General features: G+C 61.7%; 17 protein-coding genes. 13 read left to right on the top strand and 4 right to left on the bottom strand.

Annotation, left to right across the window (positions count from 1 at the left end; genetic code table 11):
* Positions 1 to 35 precede the first annotated feature (35 nt).
* The 5 genes from dctP to EET67_RS18750 are packed head-to-tail and all read left to right on the top strand — an operon-like array spanning position 36 to position 4,228.
* On the top strand, positions 36 to 1,025 hold the full coding sequence (dctP, locus tag EET67_RS18770; protein WP_128627737.1) for a TRAP transporter substrate-binding protein DctP: 990 nt from the start codon (positions 36 to 38) through the stop codon (positions 1,023 to 1,025).
* A 58-nt stretch (positions 1,026 to 1,083) separates the two neighbouring features.
* Entirely contained in the window at positions 1,084 to 1,614 is a 531-nt protein-coding gene (locus EET67_RS18765) for a TRAP transporter small permease (protein ID WP_128627736.1), read from the top strand.
* 4 nt (positions 1,615 to 1,618) lie between these two features.
* On the top strand, positions 1,619 to 2,911 hold the full coding sequence (locus tag EET67_RS18760; RefSeq protein WP_128627735.1) for a TRAP transporter large permease: 1,293 nt from the start codon (positions 1,619 to 1,621) through the stop codon (positions 2,909 to 2,911).
* A 21-nt stretch (positions 2,912 to 2,932) separates the two neighbouring features.
* The gene (locus tag EET67_RS18755; protein WP_128627734.1) at positions 2,933 to 3,253 is read left to right on the top strand and encodes an EthD family reductase; all 321 of its coding nucleotides are present in this window, start codon (positions 2,933 to 2,935) and stop codon (positions 3,251 to 3,253) included.
* Positions 3,254 to 3,268: 15 nt separating this feature from the next.
* On the top strand, positions 3,269 to 4,228 hold the full coding sequence (locus EET67_RS18750; protein ID WP_128627733.1) for an NAD-dependent epimerase/dehydratase family protein: 960 nt from the start codon (positions 3,269 to 3,271) through the stop codon (positions 4,226 to 4,228).
* 99 nt (positions 4,229 to 4,327) lie between these two features.
* On the opposite strand, the gene EET67_RS18745 is transcribed toward EET67_RS18750, so the two are convergent.
* Genes EET67_RS18745 through EET67_RS18735 form a run of 3 tightly spaced genes read right to left on the bottom strand, consistent with a single transcriptional unit; the run spans position 4,328 to position 6,662 of the window.
* Complete coding sequence (locus EET67_RS18745; RefSeq protein WP_128627732.1) at positions 4,328 to 5,575, bottom strand: cyanate transporter; 1,248 nt, start codon at positions 5,573 to 5,575, stop codon at positions 4,328 to 4,330.
* Positions 5,576 to 5,579: 4 nt separating this feature from the next.
* Positions 5,580 to 6,053, bottom strand: a complete 474-nt coding sequence (locus EET67_RS18740) for a nucleoside deaminase (protein ID WP_128627731.1) — start codon at positions 6,051 to 6,053, stop codon at positions 5,580 to 5,582.
* 15 nt (positions 6,054 to 6,068) lie between these two features.
* Complete coding sequence (locus tag EET67_RS18735; protein WP_245451061.1) at positions 6,069 to 6,662, bottom strand: ankyrin repeat domain-containing protein; 594 nt, start codon at positions 6,660 to 6,662, stop codon at positions 6,069 to 6,071.
* Between the two features lie 256 nt (positions 6,663 to 6,918).
* Between EET67_RS18735 and EET67_RS18730 the strand changes: the two genes are divergently transcribed.
* The gene (locus EET67_RS18730) at positions 6,919 to 7,770 is read left to right on the top strand and encodes a LysR family transcriptional regulator (RefSeq protein WP_128627729.1); all 852 of its coding nucleotides are present in this window, start codon (positions 6,919 to 6,921) and stop codon (positions 7,768 to 7,770) included.
* Between the two features lie 84 nt (positions 7,771 to 7,854).
* Here the strand turns inward: EET67_RS18730 and EET67_RS18725 are convergent, their stop codons facing one another.
* A complete protein-coding gene (locus EET67_RS18725) occupies positions 7,855 to 8,901 on the bottom strand; it encodes a LacI family DNA-binding transcriptional regulator (protein ID WP_245451059.1) in 1,047 nt (348 codons plus the stop codon).
* 134 nt (positions 8,902 to 9,035) lie between these two features.
* Between EET67_RS18725 and EET67_RS18720 the strand changes: the two genes are divergently transcribed.
* The 7 genes from EET67_RS18720 to EET67_RS18690 all read left to right on the top strand — a co-directional run bounded on the left by EET67_RS18720 (position 9,036) and on the right by EET67_RS18690 (position 16,582).
* Positions 9,036 to 10,253, top strand: a complete 1,218-nt coding sequence (locus tag EET67_RS18720) for a CaiB/BaiF CoA transferase family protein (protein ID WP_245451058.1) — start codon at positions 9,036 to 9,038, stop codon at positions 10,251 to 10,253.
* Positions 10,250 to 11,083: a 3-ketoacyl-ACP reductase gene (locus tag EET67_RS18715; protein ID WP_245451056.1), complete on the top strand. Its 834-nt coding sequence runs from the start codon at positions 10,250 to 10,252 to the stop codon at positions 11,081 to 11,083. The genes EET67_RS18720 and EET67_RS18715 overlap by 4 nt, the downstream gene beginning before the upstream one ends.
* A gap of 72 nt (positions 11,084 to 11,155) precedes the next feature.
* Positions 11,156 to 12,685: a sugar ABC transporter ATP-binding protein gene (locus tag EET67_RS18710; RefSeq protein ID WP_245451053.1), complete on the top strand. Its 1,530-nt coding sequence runs from the start codon at positions 11,156 to 11,158 to the stop codon at positions 12,683 to 12,685.
* Positions 12,686 to 12,694: 9 nt separating this feature from the next.
* The gene (locus EET67_RS18705) at positions 12,695 to 13,534 is read left to right on the top strand and encodes a Cof-type HAD-IIB family hydrolase (RefSeq protein WP_165899961.1); all 840 of its coding nucleotides are present in this window, start codon (positions 12,695 to 12,697) and stop codon (positions 13,532 to 13,534) included.
* Positions 13,531 to 14,508: an ABC transporter permease gene (locus EET67_RS18700; RefSeq protein WP_128627726.1), complete on the top strand. Its 978-nt coding sequence runs from the start codon at positions 13,531 to 13,533 to the stop codon at positions 14,506 to 14,508. Before EET67_RS18705 ends, EET67_RS18700 begins: the two co-directional genes overlap by 4 nt.
* 94 nt (positions 14,509 to 14,602) lie before the next feature.
* Positions 14,603 to 15,547: a substrate-binding domain-containing protein gene (locus EET67_RS18695; protein WP_128627725.1), complete on the top strand. Its 945-nt coding sequence runs from the start codon at positions 14,603 to 14,605 to the stop codon at positions 15,545 to 15,547.
* A gap of 72 nt (positions 15,548 to 15,619) precedes the next feature.
* A complete protein-coding gene (locus EET67_RS18690; protein ID WP_128627724.1) occupies positions 15,620 to 16,582 on the top strand; it encodes a dihydrodipicolinate synthase family protein in 963 nt (320 codons plus the stop codon).
* Positions 16,583 to 16,597 lie beyond the last annotated feature (15 nt).

Here is a 16,597-nt window from a genome sequence, read left to right as displayed (position 1 = left end):
CTCGGTCTCCAAATAGCAAACAAAAGGGGAATGAAATGAACAGACGACACCTTCTCATATCGCTTGCCGGCGCCGTTGCCATGGCTGGCTTTACCGTACCGGCACATGCCAAGACCGAAATCCGCATCTCCACGGCCGCGCCGGACAGCTCTCCGTTGAGCGATGCTTTCCGCCTCATCAAGCAGCGAATGGAGGAAGCCTATCCCGACGACATCTCGGTTTCGGTTCACACCGCTTCGACCTTGTTCCGGCAGGGCACGGAACTGCCTGCTATGCAGCGCGGCAATCTCGAGATGGCATCGCCTGTCACCTTCGAGATCGAGGCGCAGCTTCCCGAATATGGCGTTTTCAGTTCCGGCTATGTGTTCCGCGACCCTGAACATATGCTCAAAGTGTTCAACGGCCCGATCGGCGAGGAATTCTATGCCAAGGTGGCCGAGACCATGGACCTCGTCATCCTTGACACGGCCTATCTGGGCACGCGCGTCGTCGGCTTGCGCGAAGTGAAAAACATTAAGACGCCGGAAGATTTTTCCGGCGTGAAGTTGCGCATGCCGCCGGGCGCTGCTTTCCAGACGCTTGCGCGCGCCATGGGGATCACCCCGCTCGCCATGCCCATCACGGAAGTCTATCTCGCACTTCAAACCGGAGCCATCGATGGTCAGGACAACCCGACCAATATGACGCGTGACTGGAAGTTCGACGAGGTTTCGAAGGAAATCGTGCTGACCCAGCACATCGTTCAGCCGGTCTTCATCGCCATTGCAAAACCTGTCTTCGACGCGCTTACGCCTGAACAACAGGCCACGCTGCGCGCTGCGGCAAAGGAAGCCGCGGCAATGGAAGTCCAGAAGACGATCGAGGATGAAAAGTCAGCGCTCGAAGGCTTCGAGAAAGCCGGGATCGTCATCTCAAGACCAGACCTGGAGCTTTTTCGCTCCAACGCGGCCAAGCTCTACAAGGAGGAGGGCTTCGAGGAGAAGTGGCAGGCCGGTTTGAAGGAAAAGATCGACGCGACCAAGTGATTGCAATATCCGGCTTGCCTGGCTGAGTGGCCTGGCAGGCCGGAGGGGAGGAAGTACCATGGGCATTCGCTTTATGAGCGCCGTAGAGCGGTTTCGCAAAATTGCAGAAATCGTTTCGGGCCTGATGTTTGCTGCCATCTTTGCCGTCTTCATCATCGGCATCACGATGCGTTACGTGTTTCATCATCCGCTTTTGTGGGGTGATGAGGTTGGCATCCTCCTCTTGCTCTGGTGCACCTTCCTGACTGATGCCTTTGTCGTCAGGTCCAGCGATCATGTCGCATTTGACGTTGTGTGGGACGTGGTCTCGCCCCGGGCCCGACGCATAATCGGTATCGTCGGACGGGGTGTATTTGCGCTGATCTTTCTTGCTGCCCTGCCGACGATTATCGACTACGTCCTCTTCCTGTGGCGTGAAAAAACCGATGTCCTGGAGTTCAGGCTCGATTTCGTCTTCTCCTGCTTCGTCGTCTACATCGTGATGGTCGTGATCCGGCTGGTCGCCCAGTTCATCGAATATTGTGGCCCGCAATGGCACGACCATGTCGGCGCTTCCGATGCGGCCCCCACCACGAACGTGATCGGCTGAGACCATGACCAACAGCCTGATCATGCTCTGCATCACCTTCTTCGCCGGCGCGGCCCTGCGCGTTCCCGTCGTGCTGACGATGTTCGGCTCCGGCATCGTCTATCTGTGGGCAAGCAAGCAGGATGTCGGCCTGCTCGTTGACCAGACACTGAACAACACGATGGGCATGAGCGCGATGCTTGCGGTGCCGATGTTCATTCTGGCCGCCAATGTGATGAATGCCGCTACCATCTCGGAGCGCCTTTGGTCGGCGGCAAACCTGCTGGTCGGCCGGCTGCGCGGCGGGCACGGCCACGTCACCGTGCTGATGAACCTCGCAATGTCGTCGATGACCGGCAGTGCTGTTTCCGAAGCCTCGGGTCCGGGCATGGTCGCGATCAAGATGATGCGCAGCCAGGGCAATTATCCGGGAGGATTGGCCGTCGCCGTCGCATCGGGAGCCGCATTGCTGGGGCCGATCATGCCCCCATCGATCCCGCTGGTCCTTTACGCCGTCATTTCCGGCGCATCGGTCGGTACGCTGTTTCTGGCCGGGATTGTTCCCGCCTTCCTGATGGCGTTGTCGCTAAGCCTGCTGATTTCGTTTGCCGCGGTACGCCGCAACCTGCCTCAGGCCGGTGAGGTTGCAGCAAAGGATCGGTTGCGCGTGGTCGCCGGCGCGCTCATACCGATGACCCTGCCGGTGGTGCTGCTTGGCGGCATCTGGAGTGGCATGTTCACGCCGACCGAGGCTGCCTCCGTCGCCGCTTTGTGGGCGATGCTGCTGGGGATTGTCGTCTATCGCAACCTCAACGCCAAATCGCTGTTGGCCGTGTTCTTCGAATCCTCGCGGCAATCTGCCGTGGTGATGATGCTCATCATCAGTTCCTTCATCATCAACTACGCAATCACCAATGAGGGCCTCGCTGCTGGCCTCGCCAGCTGGATCAAGGCGATGGAACTTTCGCCGCTTCAATTCATGCTGCTGGTCAACGTGCTGTTCCTGCTTTTGGGAACGGTGCTCGACGGCGCGGTGATGCTGATGGTGTTCGTGCCGGTGTTCCTGCCCTCCGTCCACGCGCTCGGCATTGATCTGGTCCATTTCGGCGTCGTGTGCATCATCAACTTCATGATCGCCGTCATCACCCCGCCCTACGGCCTGATCCTGTTTGTCCTCTCCACCCTGACCAAGGTTCCGATGCGCGAGATCAACCGGGAGATCTGGGCCTTCTGCGTGCCGCTGGCCGTGGTGATGTTCATCCTGATCCTGTTCCCGCAGATCGTCCTCTTCCTCCCCCATATGATGGGATACAAATAGGCGAAAACCTCGAGGTTTATCATGATCGTCCGCTCGGCCTTCCTAGAGGGCCATGTAGAAGAAGCCGACCAGGAACAGTTCGACCGGAGCATGCGGGAGAATGTGCTTCCGGCCATCCGCAGCTATCCGGGCATCCGGGACGTCAGACTTCGCCGCCTGGTGGTGCCGGAAGAAGGTGCGCCGCCCGCCTATATGATCTTCGACCTCTATTTCGACAGCGTCGCGGACATGAATGCGGCGCTGGCAAGCGAAACACGCCAGATCGTGCGGTCGAAAATCGCCGAGAACATGGGGCCGTTCAAGGGCCGGGTGTATCATCTTGTCTTTGCCGAAAACGAGTAGGACGGAGTAGGGCCTGTGACAATTCTCGTAACCGGTGCGGGCGCAATCGGCATGAAAACGGCAGAGTTGCTGCTTGCCTGCGGCAAGACTGTCATTGTCGCCGATGTAAGGCCAGTCGATCTGGGCGAACAAAAACCGGACGGTCTGTCGTTTGAAGTTTGCGATATCCTTGATCGCCAGGCGCTGGACGCGCTTGTCTCGGCCTACAAGGTGGACGAGATCGTCCACACCGCAGCGCTCCTGTCGACGGCAATCCGCCTCGACCCGCCAAAAGGTGTTCTGGTCAACACGGTAGGCACGGCAAACATCTTGGAGATTGCGCGGCAGCGCGGCCTGCGCCGCGTGGTCATAGCCAGTTCCACGACGGTCGGATACACCGCCTTCGCCAGCCATGACAACAGCCCGATAGAGGAGGATCTTGCGCTTCGCATCGTCAGCCAGCGGCCGGCCAGCATCTATGCTGCCACCAAGATCGCCGCGGAACATCTCGCCTTGGTCTATCATGACCTCTACGGCGTCGATGTGGTCGTCCTGCGCTATGGCGCGGTTCTGAGCGGCGGCGCGGGCTTGGCGACGAGCGTGCCGGGGCGACTTCTTGCAACCCTTCTGGCCGCAGGTGAGGCCAGGCGAGAAGCGGTCATAGACGATCCGTTTCTCGTCTGGGACGGCAGGGAGGAATTTGTCGACATGCGTGATTGCGCCGAGGCCAATGTCGCAGCCCTTCATGCCGATCGGCCAGGCTCGCGCGTCTACAATATCGCGACGGGAGAATGGTACAGTTTCGACCAGTTCTGCGATGCCGTTCGCGCGATCTATCCCGATCTGCGCGTCCGGCTGAAAATTCCCCCGACGGGCGGCTTCGCCGGCTTTCCCTATCTGCGCCCCGCTCCTTCGGACATTCGCTTGGCCGCCGATGAACTGGGTTTCAAAGCGAAATATAGCCTGCATAAGACAATCGAAGACTACGCCAAGTAGTTGTGCCGTTGCAGAAATCAAGCTGCATCGGTGCCGCGCATCAACTGATCGGCGACGGACCGGCCTGGGTCGCGGGCCGGGCGGGCACGACGGCAGTTCCTACAATGGCGTCTCGATAGCGCACTTCTGCTGGCAGGGTTGGTGCGCAACGCCTGTGTTGCCCGGGTTCATGGCGTTGGCATAACTTCCAGGCGAGACGCGCCAGTAAAGCACCGCCACGACGATCGCGCAGGCCAGGTGCATCAACCAGCCGGCGTGGAAGCTGCCGGTAAGGTCGTGCAGCACAGCCACGATCCATGGCGGCAGTGCCGTGATCAGGAAACCGCCTCCCTGCATGAGCGCCGATAGCGCGCCGGCCTCGACCGGGTCGGCCAGGTGATCGAGGGCCACGATCATCGACAGGGCAAAGCAGCCGCCCAGCCCCGCGCCCAGCAGCATTGCCGACGCGAGTGGCGCCGCCTCCGGCCAAAACGTCAGCGCGGCGAAGCCGGCCGCCTGCATGGCCAAGGTCAGCCAGAGCCATGGCCTGCGGTCCTCGCCCCTGGCAGCAAGCACCGGCAGGAAAAGTGCTGCCAGTGCCTGGCAGACGGCCATGATGGCAAGCAGGCTGCCGCTGGCGGCGGCGCTCCAGCCATGCTCTTGATAGAACGGCGCCAGCCATGCCACCACGGTCGAATAACCGCCATTGACAAGTCCGAAACAGGCCATCAGCAGCCAGACGCGCGGCCACTTCAGGAGCGCTGTCGTGCTCGTTGTACCTTGCCGGGTACCGCCGTCGCGCGGCAGGCAGCGTATTGCCAGCCACAGCGCCAACGCTGCCGGAACGGCCAACCAGGCAAGGCCGACATGCCAGTCTGCGGCAGCCGCGGCAATCAGCGGTGCAGCCTGTGCGCCCAACGCGCCGCCGCCCATCAGCGTGGCCGAATACAGCCCCATGACGACGCCGACATGGCGCGGGAATTGCTGTTTGACGATACCGGGAAACACCGCTTGGACCACCGCTACGCCCAGCCCGAGCAGGGCTGCGGTTCCCACCATCTGCCAGCCGCTCGAAGCGAACAGGCGCAGGAAAGAGCCGAGGGTGAGGACGACGAGCGCGGCAATGACCGAGCGCCGTGCACCGATGCGGTTTTGCAGGAACGGCCCGGCAAAGGCGAATATCCCCATCAAGAGCATCGGCACCAGTGTCAGGAGCGAGATGCCTTTAAGGTCGAGCCCGGTCTGCGCACTTATGTCGGCCGCCAATGGCCCGATGCCGGTAATGAACGGCCGCAGATTAAGGCCAACCAGGGCAACGGCCGCCAGCAGCAGGATGCGAGCGGCGGACGAAGGCTCCTCGGACTCCATGCGTCTATCCCCGCTTATCCCGAGCCTCTGCCCATTCGGCATAAAGCTCCGCCGTGCCTTCCGGCCGCACGGGCACATGGCTGATTGCCATCGACTGCTCGGCAAAGGGCCGCTTGAGCTCGGCATAGATTGCCGCCGTGGACAGGCCGAACGGCGCGCCGTCCTCGTTGGAATAGGCATAGGCGACCTTGCCGACACCGGCCAGCCGCATCGCCGCCATGCACATCGGACAAGGGTGGCCGCTGGCATAGACGGCGCAGCCGCCGAGATCGGTCGATCCGAGCTTGCGGCTGGCAGCGCGGATCGCCATCATCTCGGCATGGGCAGTTGGATCGTTGGTGGCGTGCATCTCATTCACGCCGGTGGCAACCACCTGGCCGTCGCGCACAACCAGCGCGCCGAACGGGCGGCCGCCCTCGTGTATGTTGGCGCGAGCGAGTTCAATCGCCTCGCCCAGGAATTTCGTCTCGTCGCTCATTGATCTTCCTTTCCGTCAATGTGCCCCGGCTGCTGTGAGTATTCCCTCGATCGTGGCGAAGCCTCGCGTGCGAGCATGTTGCAACGGCGTCACGCCGTCGCCATCCGCCAGATTGACGTCGGCGCCCGCCTTGACGAGCAGGTCGACGATCTGCTCGTGCCGCTTGCCGCCGTCGCCGAGGATGATCGCCTCCAGAAGCGCCGTCCAGCCGAGCTTGTTGACATGGTCGACAGCGACGCCCGCTTCAATCAGCGTGCGTACAGTTTCGACATGGCCGCGTTCGGAGGCAGGTATGAGGGCGGTGCCCCCGTAGCGGTTTGTGCTTTTGAGGTCAGCACCGTGCGCCAGTGTCATCGTCAGGATTTCGAGGTGCCCGCGTGCACCCGCATAAAGATAGGGGCTGTCCTCGATATTGTCCTTGGCGTTGACGTCGGCGCCGGCCTCGATCAATGCCTTGGCGGCCTCGATCCTGTTGCCATGGGTAGCAACCAGCAGCGCGGTCGCTCCGCTGCCGTCGCGTGCATCGATCTTAACGCCCTCGGCCAATAGCTTCCTGATGGTGGCGACATTGTTTTGCCCTGCCGCCGCGTGCAATGGCGTTTTGCTCATGTCTTCTCCTGTCGCAACGAGAGGGACGGCCGACAGCAGCAGGGAAGCGACACCTGTAAGGATCGAACGGCGAAGCATTTTGATTTCCGTGATGACTGGGGCCGAGGACGGCCTGCGTGAGTGATTTTGCTGTGGCGCATGGCCACGGTGTCTAGATAGGGGCGCAAGCCCCTATTTGGAAATTAAATATCAAGATGTATCATATTACGAAATTTGATGTCCATCGAGGCGCGTGCCGATCTGGCGCGGGAAAAACATGCTTGATCCACGCCTGCTTCGTTCCTTCACCGCAATCGTCGATGCGGGAAGCTTCACACTCGCGGCGGAACGGCTGAACATGACGCAATCCACCATCAGCCAGCAGCTTGCCCGGCTCGAAGAAGCAGTCGGGTTGGCATTGGTAGACCGCGCAGCACGACCGGTCGAGCCGACTTCTGCCGGTGAACGGCTTCTGGGATATGCCCGCAGAATCCTCGCCCTTCATGAGGAGGCGGAGTCCGCCCTTGGCGATCCGGCCGGTACGACATCCATCCGTATCGGTGTTCCCGAGGATATCGTCACCAGCGCCATGGCGACGGTGTTCGCAGACTTCGCCCGGCGCCACCGTAAGATCAGGCTGGATGTCATCGCGGGACTTAGCCGTGATCTGACCAGGCGCTATCGCGCCGGCGAATTCGACGTCGCGATCGTCAAGGAGGCCGAGGCCGGCCCTGATTGCCGGGCGACGTTCCCTGAAGCCATGGCGTGGTTTGAACGCGCTGACGCGCCCGGCGAATGGCCCAATCCGATCCCGCTGGTCGCCTTCCCGCAGGGAGGCCTTTACCGCGAGACCATGTTCGAGCGCATCGAGCATGAGCAGCTTCGTTGGTACGTCGCCTTCTCGGGCAGCAGCCTGCACAATGTGCTGGTCGCGGTGGAGGCGGGGCTCGGCCTGTCCCTTCTGCCCAGAAGTGCGGTCGCCGGGTATGGCGTTCGGCAATATGCGCCTTTCGGCATGGAGTCCGCGATGGCAGTCTCCATCTATTCGTGGGAAAGCGCGGGGGCTGTCTCCGACCTGGTCCAGAGGATGGGGGCGGTTCTTGCCGCCAGATGTGGGCAGCCTGGGTAAGCGGGTAATGAGACACTGCACTTTTGAGCGATGGTTGTGGTCTGGGGAGCAGGCGCGCCCCAGCGCGGGCCCATGCTTTCCGCGTCAATGCGCTTGGCTAGGGGCGGCCCCGGTGCTATCGCGCACGATGATGCGGATCGGCAGTTCCGTCTGGCGCAGGTAACGCTTCTGCGCGGCGGGTGCGAGAATGTAGTCGGCGGCAAGATTACCCATCTCGCGCGCCGGCACTTCCAGTGTTGTGAGTTCCGGGCTGGTCAGCTCGGCTATTTCCAGATTGTCGAAGCCGACGACCGAGACCTCTCCGGGCACCGCAATGCCTTGTTCGTGGCAGTATTTGATGGCGCCGGTGGCCAGGATGTCGCTGCCGCAGAACACGGCTGTCGGTGGCTGCGGCACATCCATCAGCGAGCGCATTGCCTGTCTGCCGCTTTCGACCTTGTAAGCGCCTTCCACCACCGGTACGGCGGCCGGATCCAAACCTCGTGCGGCGAGCTCGGACAGAAAACCGTCGAGGCGACCCTTTGCGCGGTCGTTGTTGGTGGTGATGCCGGCAATCATGCCAAGCCGCTTGTGGCCGAGGTCGAGCAGGAAACGAGCGGCCGCCGCTCCCGCCTTTTCGTTGTCGAAGCCGATTGCCGCTCCGGCTTCAGCGACGCTGGAGGTATAGGTGAACACGTAGTCGACCTGTTTCTGGTCGAGAAGCGACATGGTCTGGGCACTATGCGTCGACCCGACCAGAACGATCGATTCAGCCCCGCGTTCGACCAAAAGGCGTGTCTGCTCAAGCTCGAGGTCGAGATCGTAATGTGACGTGCTGATGATGACCGAAACGCCCTTTTCGGCCAGTTTGGCCTGGAGGCCGTCGACCATGGTGGCATAGATGGCGTGGTCGAGGGTCGGTATGATGGCGCCGACGAGCCGCGAACGGGTCGACCGCAGCGCCCGCGCCGAACCGTTGGGAACGTAGCCGAGTTCGGCTGCCGCCCGCATGACGCGCTCGCGTTCGTCCTGTCCGACCCGCGGATTGCCGTTAAGTACGCGCGAGGCTGTCGCCGGCGAGCAGTTGGCAAGACGGGCAACATCGATCAGCTTGGCCCCGCCGCCATCCGGTCCTCGAATTCCGCTCGCCAATGGGCATCTCCATTTGTGAAATCGTTTTATCAATTTTTCTTCGATTACCATAGCTGACGTGCCAATCGAAGCGAAAAATCGCTTGACTCGCACATTCTGTCGTGAAAACGTTTTCTCATCAACGGGAGGGAAAGATGCTGCTCAATGGCATCAGGGTTGTCAGCTTCTGCCATTTTCTGCAGGGGCCGGCTGCAGACCAATATCTGGCCGACATGGGTGCTGATGTCATCAAGGTCGAGCCGCTTACCGGAGCCTATGAACGGCACTGGTCGGGCGCCGATGTTTATGTCGAGGGCGTCAGCGGGTTTTATCTCTGCGCCAACCGCAACAAGCGTTCCATCGCCATCGATCTCAAGAGCGCCGAAGGCAAGGCCGTCGCCCGGCGGCTGATTGCCTCGGCAGACGTCGTCTCCGAGAACTTCCGCCCCGGCGTATTCGACCGGCTGGGTTTCGATGAAGCGGCGCTGCGGGACATCAATCCGGACCTGATCTTCGCCTCGGCCAGCGGCTTCGGCTCCAGCGGCCCGATGGCGCAGAAGCCCGGCCAGGACATCCTCTGTCAGGCGCGCTCGGGACTGATCAGCGTTACCGGCACTCCTGCCGGTGGCCCGACGCCGGTCGGTGTCGCGGTGGTGGACCAGCATGGCGGTGCGCTGATGGCAATGGGTATCCTCGGCGCCCTGATCCGGCGGCTGCGCGAAGGGCGCGGCACGCGTGTCGAGTCCAGCCTCATTAACTCGGCCATAGACCTGCAGGGCGAGGCGCTGGTCAATTATTTCGCCGGCGGCATGACACGCGAGGTGCTGACGCGCGAGCACAATCTGGCGACCTGGTTCCACGCCGCACCCTACGGAGTCTACCCGACCCGAGACGGCCATGTCGTCATTTCGTTGTGCGAGGCTGCCGCGCTTGCCGAGGCGGTGGACAGCGACGAACTGCGCGCCGCCGCCACCGTCGATCGCTACAAGAGCCGCGACGACTATGCCCGCTTGCTCGACAAGGCGACCGCCGTCTTCACCACCGACGAGCTTGCCCGCCGTCTTGACGAGCGCGGTATCTGGTGGGCACCGATAGCCTATTACGACGACCTCCTTGCCGATCCTCAACTCACCCATATGCAGGTGTTCCGGCGCATCCAGGTCAGGGGCCGCACCATTCACCTCGTCAACCATCCCAACCGCTATGACGGGCAGGTCCCGGATGTGCGCGTCCTTGCGCTGGAGATTGGTGAGCACACCCGCGAAATCCTCAGTGAGCTCGGCTACTCGCGTGCCGAAACCGAGGGCCTTGTCGATGCCGGCGCGGTGGCCGCATCGCGTGAAGAACAAACCAGGGTGACGGAGCCGTCATGACGCTGAGAGAACCGCTTGCGCACCCCGGCGAAATGCCGCTGCCTTCCGATACGGCCTCGGGCGGACGAGGTGTTGCACTCGTCACCGGCGGGCGCCGCGGCATCGGCCGTGCGATCTGCCGCGAACTCGCCGCCCGCGGCTTTGATATTGCCGTGGTCGATGTCGTGGATGACGACAGTGGCCGGGAAACCGTTGAGATGGTGCGGCAGGCAGGGCGCAAGACGCTGTTTCGGCAGTGCGACATCTCCGACACCGGCTCCTACAGTGCGCTGCTCGATCAGGTCGAAGGGAATCTTGGCGCCATCAGTTGCCTGGTCAACAACGCCGGCATCCAGGTGCCGGTGCGCGGCGATCTCCTCGACGTTTCGGAAGAAATGTTCGACCATCTGATCAACATCAATTTGCGCGGCACCTTCTTCCTGACCCAGGCGGTCGCGCGCCGCATGGTGGCGCAGACAGCACCCGCTGCCGAACGCTCCATCATCACCATCACTTCGGCCAATGCGGGCCTGGTATCGCCGGAAAAGGGTCCTTACTGCGTGTCCAAGGCCGGGCTTTCGATGGCCTCGCAGCAGTTTGCGCTGCGGCTTGCCGCTGAAGGAATCCGCGTGCACGAAATCCGCCCCGGGCTGATCCGCACCAGCATGACCGCGGATGTATATGACCGCTACTCGCCGCTAGTGGCTGCGGGCGGCATCTGCCCGATGCGCCGTTGGGGCGAACCGGAGGACATCGCCCGCGGCATCGCCACATTGGCGACCGGCGCCATGCCTTTCAGCACCGGCGACATCTACAACATAGGCGGAGGAATGCAGATTCATCAGCTTTGACCACTTGAAGGGTGTTTTGCAAGCTGGCTGAGAAAACGATTTCTCGGCTGGGAATGGAGAGGATCGGAATTCATGCTTCTGGAAGCGATCTCGAAGGGCTCGCAAACCTTCGATCCGACGATGATCCTGCAGATGGCTGGCATCGCCAAGTCGTTCCCCGGTGTGCGGGCGCTGGACGGTGTCAGCTTCTCCGTGCGACGCGGTGAGGTTCACGCACTGGTCGGCGAGAACGGCGCCGGCAAATCCACCCTCATGAAAATCCTCTCCGGTGCCTACCAGTCCGACCGTGGCGTGATCACCTTCGACGGCAAGGTGGTGGCCTTGCCCACGCCCTCCCAGATGATCGGCCTTGGCATCGCGGTGATCTATCAGGAGTTCGCCCAGGCCCCGCATCTGACCGTTGCCGAAAACATCTTTCTTCATCGCCTGCCGCGCACCCGGTTCGGGCTCGTCGACTGGAAGAAGGCTTCGCTCGATGCCAGGGGCTACATGGAGCGTCTCGGGTTTTCTGTCGATCCGCTTGCCCGCATCGATCGCTTGAGCGTGGCACAAAGACAGATGGTGGAGATTGCCCGCGCCTTGTCGCGAAATGCCCAGCTGATCGTGCTCGATGAGCCCTCGGCAGTGCTTGGTGACAACGAACTGCAGAAGCTTTTTGCCACCATCCGCAGCCTGCAGAACGAAGGCGTCTCCTTCATCTATATTTCACACCGGCTAAAGGAGGTCTTCGATATCAGCCAGACGGTTACCGTCCTCAGGGACGGCAAGGTGGTGAATTCCACCGCGACCCGCCAGATGACCACGGACGAATTGATCCGGTCCATGGTGGGCCGCTCCATCGGCGACTATTTTCCTGCCCGAAACCCGAAATTCGGCGCCGTTGTGCTGAAGGTCACCGGCATCAACCGCGGCAAGATTCTCAAGGATATTTCGCTCACCCTGCGCGGCGGCGAGATTGTCGGCATCTGCGGTCTTGCCGGTGCCGGGCGATCGGAACTGTTACGGGCCATCATCGGCGCCGACCCCATAGACAATGGCCGCATCGAATTGCACGGCAAGGAGCTGACCATCGACACGCCGCGCAAGGCAATCTCGCTCGGCATCGGCTTCGCACCTGAAGACCGCAAGACCGATGGACTTTTTCTGCTGCAGTCGGTCAGCTTCAACATCACCATCTCGCGCTTGCGTGATTTTCTTAGTGCTTTCCGGCTGGACCTTGGGAAGGAGCGCAAGGCGGCCCAGGACTTTGCCGCAAGGCTCCGGGTCAAGACGCCCGATGTCGATGCCCGCATCGGCAACCTGTCGGGTGGCAACCAGCAGAAATGCGTCATTGCCAAGCAACTCAACGCCAAATGCGACGTGCTTTTGGTCGACGAACCGACGCGCGGCGTCGATGTCGGCGCCAAGCGCGAGATCTATGAGTTGCTGGTCGATCTCACGGAACGCAATGGCTTGGCCATCGTGATGGTTTCATCCGACCTGCCGGAGGTGATCGGCATGTGCGATCGCATTCTGGTCATGTGCGAAGGCCGCATCGCCGCCGAACTCGCCAAGGCTGATGCGACGGAAGAAGCAATCATGAAACACGCGACGATTCACTGAGGAGGAATGATGCGCCAGCCTATTTCCCTCATTGCCCTCGACGTCGACCGCACGACCCTGACCGACGATTACCGTCTGTTGCCGGCGGTTGTCGAGGCAGTCGCACGGGCAGCCGAAGCCGATGTTCAAGTGGTCGCCGCCACTGCGCGGGCGCCCAATGCCCTGCGTGACATTGCGGCGGCCCTTGGACTTCGAGGTCCGAGCGTATGCCTCAATGGCGCCTGGACCGGCACCATCCTGCCAGATGAAGCCGTGATGGAACGTGGCGTAGCAATGGATCTCACCAGAACCAAAATATTGATCGCCGAAGCCGAGGCTGCCGGCCTCAATCCATGCTGGTTCACCGAGGCAGGCTGGCATGCATTGTCGGAAGGCCATCTCGTCGAGCGGGAAGCAAGAGCCACGCAAACCGAACCGGTGCTGACGCCGTCGCTGGAGTGTTTTGGCGAACCCGTATTCAAGGTGTTGTGTCTGGAGACGGAACGTTCGGGCGATGCCCTGGATCGGCTGATGGTTCGCTTCACGGACGAATTCAGCTTCGTGCGTTCCGACAGGCATTTGATCGAGATCACGGCCAACGGCGTTTCCAAGCAGGGCGCGATCGCAGCGCTAACCCGCCGCCTTGGTGTGGATCGGGAAAGCGTTGCGGCTATCGGGGACTCCGAAAACGATCTCGACCTGATCCGCTGGGCCGGTTTTGGCGTGGCAATGGGCAATGGCACGGAGGTCGTCAAACGCGCCGCCGACTGGGTCACCTGGTCCAATGCCCATGCCGGCGCTGCCTTCGCCATAGACACGATCATTGCCGCCAACCGGGCTGCGATCTGCCCTGCGGGGATCAGGACATGAGCGACCTCACCACAACGCAGCCGCAATCAAACATTCACAAGCTTTCTGCGTCGATCCTGAAGGCATCCGGTCTTTTGTGGGTTTTCCTCGGCCTTTGTGTCGTGGCTGCATTGCTGTCGCCGGCATTTCTCAATCCGGCCAACCTGATGAATGTGTTCCGGCAGGTCGCGCTCTACGGCATCGTCAGCGTCGGCATGACCTTCGTCATCCTGACCAAGGGTATTGATCTTTCGGTTGGCTCGATATTGGGCGTGTGCGCGGTTGCGGCCGCCCTCTTGCTGACCGGCGGCTGGTCGCCCTGGCTGGCAGTCGTCGTCGTTTTGCTGATCGGTTCGGGTCTCGGCGCGGTCAACGGGATCGGCGTTGCCGTCGGGCGCGTGCCGCCCTTCATCATGACGCTTGGCATGATGGTGATGGCGCGCGGTCTTGCGCTGACGCTGGCCAATGGCCAGCCGATCGGGCTGAAGGACGCGGCAGCCAGCTTCGCCTGGCTTGGCCGTGGCGCTTTGCTTGGCGTGCCGGTGCCGGTGTGGATCTTTGCCGTCGTCGCAGCCATTGCCATCTTCGTGCTGCGCTACACTCCGTTCGGGCGTCAGATTTATGCCGTGGGTTCCAATGAGGAAGCCGCCCACCTTTCGGGTATCAGCGTCAATCGCGTCAATTTCTACGTCTATGTCATAAGCGGCTTCCTGGCCGCGTTGACGGCGTTGATTTTCGTGTCGCGGCTGACGGTAGGCGAGCCGACGGCAGGCACCGGCATCGAACTGGAAGCCATCGCCATCACGGTCATCGGCGGCACCAGCCTGTTCGGCGGCGAGGGTGGCATTTTCGGCACCATCATCGGCGCGGCAATCCTGGCCGTGCTCGCCAACATCATGAACCTGGTCGGCATCTCGCCGTTCACACAACAGATCGTCAAGGGAGCCATCATCGTCGGAGCCGTGCTCTACGAGATGCAGCGCAAGCGCAAATGACCCCTTGGCCCGCCAACTTCGCCGTCGCGAAGTCCGCCGCAGGACAGTGCGGAAGACGCTGGAAACAGAGGCAAAACCAAAGGGAGGATTATCCATGTCGTTAAAGCAGAACCTGAAGAAGGCCGGCATCGCTCTTGCCGGGGCAGCGGCGCTGATCGCCATGTCGGGCGCGTCGTTCGCCGCTGACAATATCCTGATCGGCTTCAGCCAGGGCACGCTCAACCATCCGTGGCGCGTCGCCATGGTCGACGGCAACAAAAAATATGCCGAGGAACATTACAAGGACGTCGAACTGGTGATCACCGACGGCCAGAACGACTCGTCCAAGCAGGTCGCCGATGTCGAAAGCCTGATTGCCCGCGGCGTCAAGGTGCTGATGATCAGCCCGCTGACCTCCGACGCACTGACGCCGGTCGTGCAGCAGGCGCTCGACGCCGGCATCCAGGTCGTGACCATGGACCGCAAGGTCAACATCCCGGTGACGGTGCATGTCGGTGCGCTCAACCTGCCGATCGGTGAAGCTGCCGGCAAGTTCCTGGTCAAGGCGCTCGACAACAAGGGTAAGGTGATCGAACTGCAGGGCACCGGCGGTGCCTCGGCGACCGTCGATCGCCATGACGGCTTCGTCAAGGGCATCGAGGGTTCCGGGCTGGAAGTCGTTGCCTCCCAGAACTGCGACTATCTGCGTGAGAACGCGGTGAAGTTCATGGAAGATCAGCTGCAGCGCTTTGGACCCGGCGAGATCCAGGCTGTCTATGCCCACAATGACGAAATGGCGCTGGGCGCAATCCAGGCGCTGGAAGCCGCCAATCGTCTTGGCGAAGTGAAGGTCGTCGGCGTCGACGGCCAGAACAATGCGTTCGAAGCGATCGCCGCCGGCAAGCTTGCCGCCACCTTCACCTATCCCTACGTCGCGCCCGAGGGCATCGAGATCGCCTACAAGCTCGCCAAGGGCGAGAAGGTTGACGCCGAGGTCGTTCTCCCCGGCAAGCAGATCGACGCCACCAACATCAAGGAAATGCTCGGCACGGGCTTCTGAACCGGCAAAAGCCGCCGCGCGGCCGTATCGGCCGCGTGGCTTCATCCAGTCAATTTTTTAAGGAGAACTCTCGTGGCCCAGGCCAAGCATTTCGATCCAAAAGGTGTTATCCCGGCCGTACTGATGCCGTTCGACGCCGATCTTGCCGTGGACGAACGCGCCTATCGCGATCACCTTGCCGACGTGGCCTCGGTCGAAGGAATTGCCGCCATCACCATCAACGGCCATGCTGCCGAGGTGCATGCGCTGACGCTTGACGAACAGCACCAGGCGATCGTCACCACCAAGGATGTGCTGCAGGAGCGCGTACCTACCGTCGTTGGCATCTTTACCAATTCGAGCCTCGAAGCCGCCCGCATGGCAGCCGATGCCGAACGTGAGGGCGCCAATGCGCTGCTCGTTTTCCCGCCCGATATTCTGTCGCTTGGTGGCCATATGCGGCCCGAGATGATCTATGAGCACCTGCGCCGCATCACCGATGCTTCGAACCTGCCGATCATCCTGTTCCAGTATCCGCTCGGCTCCAATCTCGCCTATCCGCTGCCGACCCTGCTTGAGCTCTGCCATCGGTTCCCCGCGATCCGGGCGATCAAGGACATGTGCGGCGATGGCAATCTGCATGAACGCCAGATTCGCGAACTGAAGGCGCTGGACCACCCGGTCAAGACACTCACCACCCATAGTTCATGGCTGCTCGGCTCGCTGGCGCTCGGCTGCGACGGCCTGCTTTCCGGTGCCGGCAGCGTCATTGCCGATCTGCAGGTCGCGCTGTTCCGCGCGGTACAGGCCGGGGACCTCAACACCGCCAAGGCGATCAACGACCGCATTTACCCGACGGTGCGCGCGTTCTACGACCATCCGCTGGTCGATATGCACAACCGCATGAAGGAATTGCTGGTCATCCTCGGCAAGATGAAGTCGGCCCATGTTCGCCCGCCGCTGGTAAAGCCCTCCGCAGCAGAGATCGAGAAGATCAGGCGCCTTGCCACGCAAGCGGGCCTGACGCCGGCCTCTGTCTACAGATACGCGGCCTGATCGGGGGAGTATCGA

Source organism: Borborobacter arsenicus, assembly GCF_003934165.1.
Taxonomy (GTDB): domain Bacteria; phylum Pseudomonadota; class Alphaproteobacteria; order Rhizobiales; family Rhizobiaceae; genus Pseudaminobacter; species Pseudaminobacter arsenicus.
This window is presented reverse-complemented; position numbering and strand designations above follow the sequence as displayed.